Here is a 13,620-nt window from a genome sequence, read left to right on the forward strand (position 1 = left end):
TTTATGCAAATTTACTTGGCACGCAATAATCAACAAGCCGGTCCATATTCACTAGAGCAACTCAATCAGATGCTCAGCAGCCAACAAGTTTTATTGACTGATTTGGTTTGGCATCAAGGCATGACTGAATGGAAAGCTTTAGGTGAATTGACGCAAGGTCAATTGAAATATGAACCTGTCGGACAACAAATAGTAAATCCAACGTTCAATAATACACCTTTTGAAAATAATCTTGATCAAAACATAACGACTCAAAAAACACCAATTACACCAAACAATGTTCAAGCTGCACCTGTAGGTAAGCGCATTTCTGCAAAAGTGACTGACCTTGCATTATTTTTCTTACCGCAACTGATGGTCATGATGTATTACATGCCTGATGAAGCCAAAAAAATTGCTGAATCTGGTGCATCTATGGAAAATCAGATGAAAGTTGTGGAAATACTCAATGAGAGCATTCCTGTTTCAGCACATATGGCGATGCTCGCTTTTGTATTCATTTTACTTCTAGTTCAAAGCACCATGATTAAAAAATCAGGGCAAAGTATCGGTAAGAAGTTGTTTAATCTTCAAATTGTAGATAATACAACGCTTCTTCCACCTGGCTCATTACGTGGTTTTTTTGTTCGCTCATTCTTATTTATTGTGCTTTCACAAATGGTTGCATTTATGCCATTACTCGCAATTATCTTTATCGTTGACTTAGTGATGTTCTTTAGTAAAGGAAATATTGCGCTACACGATCGAATTGCAAAAACCCGAGTCATAGAAATTTCCAAATAACTTCTAAATAATAAAATGGCGGATTTCCGCCATTTTTTAACTCTAAGCAATGAAAAAATAATAGTTTATCTTTTTGTTTTAGCTACATTTCCGACTAAACATATCAGGTATTTTTCACACAACATATTCCCCCCTTATCTATAGCTAAGTTTGACGATATGAGGCATAATGCCCTACAACGTAGCGGTGTCACATTATTGAGAATGATTACTATTTGTTAATAATGGGCATTTTTAATCATGCGACACTTTAATCGCTATCCCATATTTATATAGGGAATGGGACTCTTCACCGAGGTTGTAAAATGAGACAAACAATTTTAGCTGTATTGTCTTTATCAACGCTGACTGCACTTTTAACAGGGTGTGGTGGTGATATGGTACTTCTAAACTCTAAAGGTTCAGTTGCAGCAGGTCAAAGTGACCTAATGATGACTGCAATTTACTTAATGTTATTGGTCGTAATTCCTTCGATCATTATGGCATTGTGGTTTGGTTGGAAATATCGCGCGTCAAATAAAGATGCAGACTATAAACCTACTTGGGCGCACTCAACTGCAATTGAAATTGTAGTATGGGGCATTCCATGTATTATTATTGGTATTCTTGCTTATATCACATGGTATGGTTCGCACAAATATGACCCATATCGTCCGCTAGAATCAGAAAAAGCACCATTAACTATTCAGGTTATTGCTGAACAGTTCAAATGGATTTTCGTTTATCCTGAACAAGAAATTGCGACAGTAAACGAAGTACGCTTCCCAGTTGCTACACCTGTTAATTTCAAAATCACATCTAACTTCACAATGAACTCATTCTTCATTCCACAGTTAGCTGGTCAGATTTATGCAATGGCAGGCATGCAAACTCAGCTTCATATTATTGCTGATGAACATAGCCCAGCTGAAGGTTACCGTGGTTTCTCTTCAAACTATAGTGGTTATGGCTTTACACAAATGCGTTTCCGTGCGCATGCGGTAACTGACGCTGAATTCAATACTTGGGTTGATGCTGTTAAAGCTGGCAATGGTACTTCAGTAAATGCTGATGCAATCCAAAAACCTATGTTGGATAAAGCAGAATTCGCATCTCTGAAAGATGGTGATCGTTCTAAGCACCAAATTGAAGCAATGGTCAACAATGCTCATACACCAGAAGAAATTAAAGCTGCACACGAAGCTGAACGTAAAGGTCCATTCCCTACTAAGCCTCATCCTGTGACTTATTATTCTTCAGTTGAGCCTAACTTGTTCAACGACATTATTAAGACTTACATGAGCAACTACCATGGTGCAAATCATGCAAGTGCTGAACATGCAAGTGCTGAACATGCATCTGCTTCTGTAGGGGAATAAGATATGAGCATGACTCTGTTATTGGGTAAACTCAATTGGGATTCAATCCCTAAAGAGCCTCTTGTACTTGTTACCATGGTAATCATGGCTTTAGGTGCAATTGCTTTACTCGGTGGTATTACCTATTTCAAAAAATGGGGCTACCTTTGGAATGTATGGTTTAAATCTGTAGACCATAAAAAAATTGGTATTATGTATATCGTTGTATCTGTAGTCATGCTGTTGCGTGGTTTCGCAGATGCGATCATGATGCGTCTTCAACTCTTCCTTGCAAAAGGTGGTGGTGAAGGTTACTTACATCCTGACCATTACGACCAGATCTTTACTGCGCATGGCGTAATTATGATCTTCTTCGTAGCAATGGGTCTTGTTGTAGGTATGATGAACATCACTGTACCTCTTCAAATTGGTGCACGTGACGTAGCATTCCCATTATTAAACTCTTTAAGCTTCTGGTTATTTGCTGGTGCTGCAGGTTTGATGATGGTTTCACTTGTATTAGGTGAATTCGCTGCAACAGGTTGGATGGCTTACCCGCCTCTATCTGGTATTCAGTATTCTCCTGGTGTTGGTGTTGACTACTATATTTGGGCACTCCAAGTTTCAGGTCTAGGTACACTTCTTACTGGTGTTAACTTCTTTGTTACCATCATTAAAATGCGTGCGCCTGGCATGGGTCTTATGGATATGCCGATCTTTACATGGACTGCACTTTGTACAGCTGTATTGATCATCGCATCATTCCCAGTATTAACTGCAACTATTGCAATGTTAACGCTTGACCGTTACTTCGGTTTCCACTTCTTCACAAACGAGCTTGGCGGTAGCCCAATGCTGTATGTGAACTTGATTTGGACTTGGGGTCACCCAGAAGTATATATTCTGATTCTTCCAGCTTTTGGTTTGTATTCGGAAATCGTTTCTACTTTCTCTCGCAAAACATTGTTTGGTTACAAATCAATGGTATATGCGACTATTGCGATCACAGTACTTGCGTTCGTAGTATGGCTACATCACTTCTTTACAATGGGTTCTGGTGCCAACGTTAACGCGTTCTTCGGTATCATGACTATGATCATCGCGATCCCAACTGGTGTGAAAATCTTCTCTTGGTTATTCACTATGTATAAGGGTCGTATTACCTTTACATCACCAATGTACTGGACACTTGGCTTCCTTGTGACTTTTGGTATCGGTGGTTTAACAGGTGTATTGATGGCAGTTCCACCAGCGGACTTCTTGGTACATAACTCATTGTTCCTTATTGCCCATTTCCATAACGTAATTATTGGTGGTGTGGTATTTGGTATGTTCGCAGGTATCACTTTCTACTGGCCAAAAATGTTTGGTTGGAAGTTAAATGAAACTTGGGGCAAAGCATCATTCTGGTTCTGGTTCTTCGGTTTCTATTTTGCATTCATGCCACTTTATATCCTTGGTTTCATGGGTATGACTCGTCGCTTGAATACATATGATAACCCTGAATGGGATCCGTATATCGCGATTGCATTGTTTGGTGCTGTACTAGTTGCTATTGGTATCGCATGTTTCCTAATGCAAGTCATCGTTGGTTTCTTACAACGTCACGACAACATGGACCACACTGGCGATCCATGGGATGGTCGTGTACTTGAATGGGCGACTTCGTCACCTGCTCCATTCTATAACTTTGCTCATCTTCCAAAAATCAATGGTATTGATACTTTCTGGACTGACAAAGAAAATGGTGTAGCATATGCACGTCCTGATTCATATGAAGATATTCATATGCCGACTGACCGTGCTGCAGGTTTCGTGATTGCAATGTTCATTACGGCTATGGGCTTTGCATTGATTTGGCACATTTGGTGGTTAGCTGCTGTTTGCTTCCTTGGTGCGATCATCAGCTTCATCGTAAGTTCATTCACGAAAAAAGTGGATTACTACGTCCCTGCTGCTGAAGTTGAACGTATCGAAAACGAACGTTACGCTTTACTTGAAAAACACTTGAAGAAGGACTAAGGACATGACTGAAGTACTTCATCACGATAACCACGGACACGACGAGCATCATCATCACGATGATACAGACATCACCGTCTTTGGTTTTTGGACCTACTTGATGAGTGACTTGATTTTATTCGGTACACTCTTCATCGCGTTCGCTGTATTAAGCAGTCATATTCCGCCGGGCACCCCTAGTCCTAAAGAATTATTTGGTGATACCTTAGGTTTCGTACTTGTCGAAACTTTTGCTCTCCTTATTTCTTCTGTGACCTTTGGTTTCGCGGTACTTGCTTCATACAAGAAAAATGTTAGCCAAGTTTTAATGTGGTTGGCAATTACATGGGTATTCGGTGCAACATTCATCGGCATGGAACTTTATGAATTCAATCATTTAGTTCACGCTGGTCACGGCCCTAGTCATAGTGCGTTTTTATCTTCGTTCTTTACACTTGTAGGAACACACGGTATTCACGTAACTTCTGGTCTAGTGTGGATGCTTGTATTGATGTATCAAATCAAGAAAAATGGTTTGACACTTCCAAATACTCGTCGCCTTGCTTGTTTAAGCTTGTTCTGGCACTTCCTTGACATCGTTTGGATCTGTGTATTCAGCGTAGTTTACTTACTGGGAGCACTATAATGAGTCATGACCATAATACTGCAGATGCTTCGCACGGCAATATTAAGCAATACTCTATCGGGTTCATCCTGTCTGTTATCCTTACCATCATCCCGTTTGGGATGGTGATGAGCGGTATGACAGGTGGCGCTGTAGTTGCAACCATTGCAATTACAGCGGTTGCTCAGGTTCTTGTACAGTTGGTTTTCTTCTTGCACATGAACTCGTCATCTGAACAACGTTGGAATGTGATTGCTTTTGTCTACACAATTTTAACCATTGCTGTATTGCTTATTGGTTCTGTGTGGATTATGAACTACTTACATTCAAACATGATGATCTAAACTGATCGGCATGTTTAAAAAGTATTTATTCCTGACTAAGCCAGGAATTCTCTTTGGTAACTTTGTTACCACTCTGGGCGGCTTCTTTTTAGCCGCTCAGGGCTCAGTAGATTTCCTTCTCCTATTCATCACCCTACTTGGTACAACACTTGTTGTTGCCTCAGGTTGTGTTGTCAATAACGTCATCGATCAAGACATTGACCATAAAATGCAACGGACAATGAACCGTGCATTGGTTAAAAAAACCATCAGTCCAACTGTTGCTTTAATTTTCTCAGCAGTTTTAGGTCTATCGGGTTTTGCTCTATTATGGTTTTTTGTTAACGCATATGCCTTTGGTTTTGCTGTACTTGGTTTTGTGGTTTATGTAATTTTTTATAGTTTATGGAGCAAACGTACCAGCATTCACCAAACGGTGATTGGTAGTATTTCTGGCGCAAGCCCTCCTGTTATTGGATACACCGCTGTATCAAATGAATTTGACGTTGCTGCATTGCTGATTTTTTTAGCATATGCATTTTGGCAAATGCCACATTCATGGGGTATCGCAATTTATCGTTTTGATGACTATAAAAATGCTGGAATTCCTATTTTACCTGTTGCACGCTCAATTGTTCGTACTAAGGTCGAAAGCCTGATTTACGTGATTTTGTTTGCATTGGTTTTAAATGGTTTGTATTGTTTTGGCTATACCAATATTTTCTTCGTGATCATCTTCAATGCTATGTGTGCATATTGGGTGTATCTATCGATCATTGGTTTTAAAGCTGAAAATGATCAAATTTGGGCAAAACGCTATTTCTTATATTCAGTAATTTTAATTACGGTTTTAAGTTTTAGTTTTAGTTTTAGCACAAATTCTCCCGCACCACATTTACCCCTGTTTTAGAAAGGATAGAGTTCTCTCTATCTTTTCTTCCCTAGCTTTAATCTGCAATTTTAAAATCGCTCTCAAGAATCCATCTTAAAATTACATTATTTTTTTATTTTTGCCATCCTTATTCTTCGAATTAATTGTTATGATTTAATGCATTCCTTACTTATAAATAACGATTCATGAACATAACAACACTATATCAATCTATTTTTATTGCTTTCATTCCCACAACACTTTTTATCACACAACAAAGCTATGCAGGTTCAGATGAATACTGTTCACCTGATTTTAGTCTAGATGGATCAGATTATAATGCCTGTAGTAATTTACCCGTTTTAATACCTGGTAATGACAATAAAACCAATATGACACTTTTGCTGAGCGATCTAGGCTTGGCACGAATTAAAACATTAAAGCCCGATTTAAACCTTTGGTCAGCCCAATATGGTAGCGTACCTTTTGATGTGAGCTTATTCCCCACTATTACCGAGAATAAAGTTAATAATAAACGTAAACCCTTTAAACCCGATCAAGATAAAGTTAGTTATGAGGAGCGTTGTATTTCCTTACAACAAGGACAACAAAGTTTTACTAATCAAGTCAAAGCCAATAAAAATATTCCAATAGCTGAAAAACAATTACTAATTGATGCCCGCTCAAAACTCATCGATTGTGAAAAATCTATTGGGCTTATTTCAGTAAACCCAAATTGGTCAGTAACAACACGCCAATATGCCTCGTACTTGAATGGTAGTATTTTGTTTTACAATACTAACTTTTCCGCAGCTTCTAAAATTTATACAGCATTAAGCCAAGTTGAAGACCCTTGGCTTAAAGAAACAGCGCAATATATGCTTATTCGAACAGAACTCAATACTGCTTTTGCTTCTGCACAAGATCAATATGGCGATATCAACCCTGATAAAATTAATCATGTTTCCGTTAAAAACTTTTTTAACAACATTACCGAATATTCAAAGCTGTATCCAAAAGGGCAATATGTCGCAAGCGCCCGTGGTTTGATGCGTCGTGGTTTATGGTTAACAGATCGACAAGATTTATTAGTCAATGAAATTGTATGGCAAATCAATCACCCTGAATCTCCTTTATATAATTTAGAAATGGATCAACTACCTGCAGAATTGGATCGACGGGTTTTTCGCTCAAAAAATTTTAATCCTAAATTACTCAATGAACCTTTTTTATTGACTACCTATAACCTAATGCAAATGCGTAAAACAGGTGATGAAAACTATAAACCGATTACATGGACACAATTGAATAGCCAAAAAGCGTTCTTTAAAACACAACCTGAGTTATTCCAATATCTACAAGCTGCTCATTTATTTTATGTTCAAGGAAAGAACCAAGACGCTTTATCTTATTTACCGAAAGCTGCTACACAGAACAACAGCGCTTTGCAATTGAGTCAACAATTTTTAATTGGGCAAATTTTAGAAAAACAAAATAAAGCGCAAGCCCAGCAGCATTGGTTACAACTTTACCAACATGCGAATAATGGTAATACCAAAGCCCTACTTGAAACAGCTTTAGCGAATCACTTCAATCAAAGCCAAAATACTCAAGCATTTATTGGTAAAAATCCACAAATAAGCCAAGCAATTTTGCAAAAGAATTTTATCCACGACTTTGCCAATGAAAAGTCGTTACAAACAATTATTCAGTCGAGCATAAGTACACAAAATCAAAAGAATACTGCGATTTATACCTTATTATCTAAATCTTTAAATGTGCAAAATTTTGCTCTATTTAATCAAAATATTAAGTATTTACCTAAAGATGCGAATCAATATAAATCTTATGAATCCAATGATGCACTCAAAGAACAACCTCCATTTTCTGATTTTATTTGGCAAGGCTCAAATATTACACCGCAACTTAAATGCCCCGATTTAATCACACTGTCTAAACAACTTGTACAATCACCGAAAAATGCATTGTTGAATGTATGTTTAGGTGAATATATGCGTCATTCACGTTATGGTGACTATTATTATTCGTGGCAGACTGAAAACAATCAAACCAATTTTAAGGGTACGCCTTTTGCTCGTGGAACGGCCTATAAAAATATCATTCAAAATGAACCCAATGGCGACTTAAAAGCCTATGCTCTATATCGTTCTGTCATGTGTTACTCACCCAATGGTACGAATGATTGTGGCGATGCAGACGTTCCTAAAAACACTCGAAAACAATGGTTTGATCAACTGAAACGAGACTACCCAAACTCAAGTTGGGCGAAGTCATTGAAGTATTATTGGTAATTTTCCAATGCGCTTTCATTATTTAATACTTATTTTTATGTTTGCTTTCGGTTTGATGGCTTGTAACCCAAGTCAATCGGCAGCAGAGAATGCTACATCAACAAATATTATAGACGCCAATCATTATGATGCTTTTTGGATTTGGGGTGATATTTCTTCTGCCCCTTATTTAGCCAAAGCTAAAGAAATTTATGTGCTACAAGGTGAAGTCAAAATAGAACGAAACACGAAAAAATCGATTTTAATTCCTCAAGGCGTTGCTGTTCTAAGAGTGCCACATCAAAAAGTTTGGCTTGTTTTCCGTAATCATCATCTCAATTGGCAAGATCATGAATTGGATAAAATTTTAAAGCGTGTTCATCAATGGGAAAATAAGGATAATAAAATTATCGGGATTCAAATCGACTTTGATGCAAAAACTAAAAACCTCAAAGAGTATGCATTATTTTTGCAAAATATTAGACTACAACTTCCTAAACAGTATCAACTCAGTGTCACAGGATTATTGGATTGGACAAATATTCAAGATACTGAAACGCTTAGGTTACTTCGAAATAGTATTGATGAGCTCGCAATTCAAACCTATCAGGGTTCAAAAACAATTCCGAATTATCAAAACTATTTAAAAAAAGTAACTAAACTCAACCTACCTTATAAAATTGGACTTGTTCAGCATGGTGACTGGAACAGACCATTGAGTTTTAAAAATGATCCAAATTTTAAAGGTTATGTGGTGTTTTTGTTGAGGGAGTAAGTTTTTAAATTCTTTATTTATATAAGGTTCATTAACATTTCATAAATGACTAGCGCTGCAGGCAAAAATTGAAAAAACAAGGCTGGAAATCGTAAGCTATTCTTATATTTTAAAACAAAGTTTGAAAAAATTTAGGCACAATCCAACATTATCTGAACAATACGGAATTTATATTATTTAGATGTAGTTTTTGACTTTTACTGGAATTTTATATGCTAAAAAAAGTAGTCTGCTTAACCCTTTTATTACAAGGATGTACTTCTAATCCTCAACCCACTCAAAAAGCGTTAAATCCTAATAGTCCATCTTTACGATCTTCTACAGACTATTCTATCACTTCTAAAACCAAAGCTTTATCTTCAAATTTTTCACACACTAAATTAAAAGATGCCTTGAGATCGAATATCTATCGAGTATCAACAATCAATCGAGATGAAGATTTATGGGATTTTCCACCTGTAAACTACCAACAAGTCACTTTTGAACAATTAACCAATCAAGAACAAACAGTTTATACCGCTCTAGAAACAAGTTATTTAAACAATTGGATTATGTGTAATGGTAAAGAATATGTTTCGTCAAGTTCTGGTGCCCCCTTTTATTTATTCTATGAAGTAATGAATTATCAAGCACGTGTTGAAATCAATACGCTCCCACTTAATCAACAAGAACAAGCTAATCAAATTCAATGGAAAGGAAATATTCGACTAGGTTTTTATAAATCATTAGCACGTGATGTTGTAATCAATCAAAAGTACACTTTTCTTTCTGAAGACCCATACCAATCCTTGCCTAATTTCCGTTGGTATAGCCATAATAGTGATTTTCAACTAAAAGATAATCAGATTTCCCATAAAGATCGCCAAAAAATTGTTGATTATGAGATCAGCCCGCTTAAATTAAATTGTGATTTGGTTCAAAAAGTTTTAGAAACTACAAAATAGTATATTTAAACAAAATTAATTTAGATTGTAATCCAATAACATTATGCCTATAATACCACCTCGCAATATTTTGCGGCTCAATTTGATTGACTTTTCAAGTTAATTTAATTGTGACTCCTTGCTTCAATCTTTATTAGATTGGGGCTGCATAAACCGTAAGGAGCTGACAATGCGTCACTACGAAATCGTAATTCTGGTACACCCAGACCAAAGCGATCAAGTTGTGGGAATGGTAGAACGCTACATTTCTCACATCAAAGAAGCTGAAGGTCAAATTCACCGTCTTGAAGATTGGGGCCGTCGCCAATTGGCTTACCCAATTAACAAAATTCATAAAGCTCACTACATTCTAATGAACATTGAATGTGGTCAAACTACGCTTAATGAATTGGAAGAATTATTCCGTTACAACGATGCTATTCTTCGTAACGTAATTATCCGTCGTGAAAACGCAATTACTGAAGAGTCATTATTGGCGAAAAGTGCTGAAGAAAAACGTGCGCGTAAAGCTCAACGTGAAGAAGCACAACACGCTCAAGACTCTGCTGAAGCTTAAGGAGAACATAACATGGCACGTTTTTACCGTCGTCGCAAGTTCTGCCGTTTTACAGCAGAGAAAGTAACGTATATCGACTATAAAGATATTGACACTTTAAAACAGTACATCACTGAAAACGGCAAAATTGTTCCTAGCCGTATTACAGGTACTAAAGCTCGTTACCAACGTCAATTAGCGCTTGCTATTAAACAAGCTCGCTATTTGTCTTTGATCCCTTACACTGACAATCATAAGTGAGGTTGAGCTGTGGATATTATCTTATTACAACGCATTAAAAACCTAGGTAAACTAGGCGATAAAGTTTCAGTTAAAGCTGGTTACGGCCGTAACTTCCTTATCCCACAAGGTAAGGCTGTTGCTGCAACTGAATCAAATACTGCTGCTTTTGAAGCTCGTCGTGCAGAACTTGAGAAAGCTGAAGCTGATATTTTAGCTGCTGCTCAAGCACGTGCTGATCAATTGAACGAAGTTAACATCGTTATCACTGCTAAAGCTGGTGACGAAGGTAAACTATTTGGTTCAATCGGTACTCGTGACATCGCTGACGCGTTGACAAATGCTGGTCTTGTTGTAGACCGCGCAGAAGTACGTTTACCACTTGGTGCTTTACGCAACGTTGGTGAATTCAACATCGCAATCCAATTGCATCATGATGTTACTGCTGAAGTTCTCGTTACTATCGTAGCTGAGTAATTTTTGCAAAAAAAGAGCATGCTTTTGCATGCTCTTTTTTATTTGTCTAATTGAAAAATATAAAATTTACTCAAAACCTCTTCTTTCAGCTTATTGAATTTTTTCATTGGGAAATAGGATGAGTTTTGCTTTATGATAAAGCAGTCCCCTATCAGCCATTTTGCTTTATTTAAAATCAAGGTCTTATATGTCTCAGGCAACCGCCCCTGCTTCTACAAATACTTTTAAAAATGATGCCAAGTCACCTGACACAGCACCATTAAAAGAATTTCGTACGCCACCACATAACTTGGCGATTGAACAGGCTGTACTGACCGCATTAATGACTGTTGCCGAATCATTTGAACAAGTCAGTGATGTACTGAATGAAAATGATTTTTATGCAACACGACATAAATACATTTTCCGTGCCATTGAAAAACTTGCACAAGAAAGCTCACCTTATGATGCTGTTTTAGTCAATGATTGGCTCATTAAACAGAATTTAATTGACACTGTCGGTGGTGAAGAATATCTGATGCAACTCATGTCAGACTCACCTTCAAGTTTTTATAACCTTGAAACTTATGCAGTTAAAATCAAAGAGTTTGCAACCTTACGTAGCATGATTAAAGTCGGCAATGAAATGCTGCAAAATGCCTATGACACTAAAGGTCGTGAAGTCAGTGAAATTTTAGACTTAGCAGAAACCAATATTTTCTCGATCGCAGAACAACACAATAATAATGCGAAAGCACAAGGTCCAAAACCTATTGCAAGTGTAACCGCAGATTTAATCACTAAACTTGATGAACTTTCACAAATGGAAGGCAGTATTACAGGTTTAACTACTGGCTTTGTTGAACTTGATAACAAAACCTCTGGTATGCAAGCGGGTGACATGATTATTGTTGCAGCACGTCCATCGATGGGTAAAACCACCCTTGCCATGAATCTTGTAGAAAGTGTGCTATTTAATAACAACTTGCCTGCTTTAGTTTTCTCTATGGAAATGCCCGCAGACTCCATTGCAATGCGTTTAATTTCATCTTGGGGGCGCGTACATCAAGGGCATTTACGTTCAGGTAAAATGGATGGGGACGAATGGTCTAAAGTTACGGGGACAATTTTACAACTACAAGAAAAACACTTATATATTGATGATTCTTCTGCACTTCCACCCACTGAATTACGTGCTCGTGCTCGCCGTATTGCAAAACAACATGGCGGAAAACTCGGTTGTATTATGGTCGATTATCTTCAGTTAATGAAAGTTCCAGGAATGGGCGATAACCGTGTAGGTGAAATTGGCGAAATTTCACGAAGTTTAAAAGCTTTAGCAAAAGAAATGAGCTGTCCTGTAATTGCATTATCACAGCTCAACCGATCGTTAGAGAACCGCCCAAATAAACGCCCAGTTATGTCCGACTTACGTGAATCGGGTGCCATCGAGCAGGATGCCGATTTAATTATGTTTATTTACCGTGATGAAGTTTATAACAAAGAATCGAAAGAAGCTGGTACTGCAGAAATTATCATTGGTAAACAGCGTAACGGCCCTATTGGCACTGTTCGTTTAGCATTTGAAGGACAATATACACGTTTCAGTAATTTATCACCTGAGTATTATGCGCAGTATGATGATGAAGAATAATTCATCTTTTTAAAATGCCTGATCAAGCCTCTGACGCTTTGCATATTTTTTATGTAATTACTCCAAATAGTACGCTTAATCCTGCCGAATAAATATACTTCAAAGACCTGTAAGGTGTTCATTTCCACATGTACACCTTCTTTTTTATCTATTCAAAAATAAGTGCTACACATACTCGACCCAGTATTGATTTGATTAATATCATAATTTAATGCTACTAAGGTCATTAATGTGTAGTCGTTAGGCGTATCACAATCAAGTATATGCAAGTTCAACCACCAATTGATTTTAATGAAATTTAGTTTTCTCAATCTTGTTTAAATCGAAATTGAGTCCCCAAAGTTTAAGTTTTTCAAAGCAAAAATTTGTCCAAAATAATCAAAATACAAATTTCGAAACATTCACTTCTACGAAACCTGTTGTACTTGTATTGAATCGTGTAAGAAAAACTTCATTTACTCTACAAATAACCATTCATTACAGAACTCTCATACATCATTCGATTTAAAAACTTGCCACTAAATTTTATTATTCCAACTTTTATAATCAATTAAATAATTGATAAAATCTCTGATTCTACAGAAAAATTTAAATTTAATTGGTTCACAAATGATGTCAAAACAACAATAGATATGTTTTATCGATTCAAAGCTGATAGATGATTAAAAACTTAAATGCTCATGTCCATTTAGACTTGATAGGTCTACAATATTGTCGGTTTAAAATATACGCCTGAAACATAAGCGCATTTAAAACTTATATTTTCAAAATTTAGTCCCCTAACAT

At 37.0% G+C, this 13,620-nt stretch carries 13 protein-coding genes; all 13 read left to right on the forward strand.

All coding sequences use genetic code 11. From position 1 onward, the window contains the following. Positions 1-3 precede the first annotated feature (3 nt). The 13 genes from ACK1JC_RS08470 (at position 4) to dnaB (ending at position 12,834) form a co-directional block, all read left to right on the forward strand. On the forward strand, positions 4-783 hold the full coding sequence (locus ACK1JC_RS08470; protein WP_409511426.1) for an RDD family protein: 780 nt from the start codon (positions 4-6) through the stop codon (positions 781-783). 304 nt (positions 784-1,087) lie between these two features. Then, entirely contained in the window at positions 1,088-2,140 is a 1,053-nt protein-coding gene (gene cyoA / locus ACK1JC_RS08475; protein WP_409511427.1) for a ubiquinol oxidase subunit II, read from the forward strand. 9 nt (positions 2,141-2,149) lie between these two features. Then, positions 2,150-4,141: a cytochrome o ubiquinol oxidase subunit I gene (gene cyoB / locus ACK1JC_RS08480; RefSeq protein ID WP_409511468.1), complete on the forward strand. Its 1,992-nt coding sequence runs from the start codon at positions 2,150-2,152 to the stop codon at positions 4,139-4,141. Positions 4,142-4,145: 4 nt separating this feature from the next. Then, the gene (gene cyoC / locus ACK1JC_RS08485) at positions 4,146-4,766 is read left to right on the forward strand and encodes a cytochrome o ubiquinol oxidase subunit III (protein ID WP_409511428.1); all 621 of its coding nucleotides are present in this window, start codon (positions 4,146-4,148) and stop codon (positions 4,764-4,766) included. After that, positions 4,763-5,089, forward strand: a complete 327-nt coding sequence (gene cyoD, locus ACK1JC_RS08490; RefSeq protein ID WP_409511469.1) for a cytochrome o ubiquinol oxidase subunit IV — start codon at positions 4,763-4,765, stop codon at positions 5,087-5,089. Before cyoC ends, cyoD begins: the two co-directional genes overlap by 4 nt. A gap of 10 nt (positions 5,090-5,099) precedes the next feature. Further along, positions 5,100-5,978 carry a heme o synthase gene (cyoE, locus tag ACK1JC_RS08495; RefSeq protein ID WP_409511429.1) on the forward strand — a complete coding sequence of 293 codons (879 nt, stop codon included), beginning with the start codon at positions 5,100-5,102 and terminating at the stop codon, positions 5,976-5,978. 167 nt (positions 5,979-6,145) lie between these two features. Further along, positions 6,146-8,251 carry a hypothetical protein gene (locus tag ACK1JC_RS08500; protein WP_409511430.1) on the forward strand — a complete coding sequence of 702 codons (2,106 nt, stop codon included), beginning with the start codon at positions 6,146-6,148 and terminating at the stop codon, positions 8,249-8,251. Between the two features lie 7 nt (positions 8,252-8,258). After that, the gene (locus ACK1JC_RS08505) at positions 8,259-9,005 is read left to right on the forward strand and encodes a DUF3142 domain-containing protein (protein WP_409511431.1); all 747 of its coding nucleotides are present in this window, start codon (positions 8,259-8,261) and stop codon (positions 9,003-9,005) included. 212 nt (positions 9,006-9,217) lie between these two features. Beyond that, positions 9,218-9,949 (forward strand): hypothetical protein, encoded by a 732-nt coding sequence (locus ACK1JC_RS08510; RefSeq protein WP_409511432.1) that lies wholly within the window; start codon positions 9,218-9,220, stop codon positions 9,947-9,949. A 169-nt stretch (positions 9,950-10,118) separates the two neighbouring features. Continuing rightward, entirely contained in the window at positions 10,119-10,505 is a 387-nt protein-coding gene (gene rpsF / locus ACK1JC_RS08515) for a 30S ribosomal protein S6 (protein WP_409511433.1), read from the forward strand. Positions 10,506-10,517: 12 nt separating this feature from the next. Continuing rightward, positions 10,518-10,745: a 30S ribosomal protein S18 gene (gene rpsR, locus ACK1JC_RS08520; RefSeq protein ID WP_086191057.1), complete on the forward strand. Its 228-nt coding sequence runs from the start codon at positions 10,518-10,520 to the stop codon at positions 10,743-10,745. Positions 10,746-10,754: 9 nt separating this feature from the next. Beyond that, positions 10,755-11,201 carry a 50S ribosomal protein L9 gene (gene rplI, locus ACK1JC_RS08525; RefSeq protein WP_409511434.1) on the forward strand — a complete coding sequence of 149 codons (447 nt, stop codon included), beginning with the start codon at positions 10,755-10,757 and terminating at the stop codon, positions 11,199-11,201. A gap of 187 nt (positions 11,202-11,388) precedes the next feature. Then, the gene (gene dnaB / locus ACK1JC_RS08530) at positions 11,389-12,834 is read left to right on the forward strand and encodes a replicative DNA helicase (protein ID WP_409511435.1); all 1,446 of its coding nucleotides are present in this window, start codon (positions 11,389-11,391) and stop codon (positions 12,832-12,834) included. Positions 12,835-13,620 lie beyond the last annotated feature (786 nt).

Origin of the sequence: Acinetobacter sp. TY2, from assembly GCF_046269225.1 — a bacterium.
Lineage (GTDB): Bacteria > Pseudomonadota > Gammaproteobacteria > Pseudomonadales > Moraxellaceae > Acinetobacter.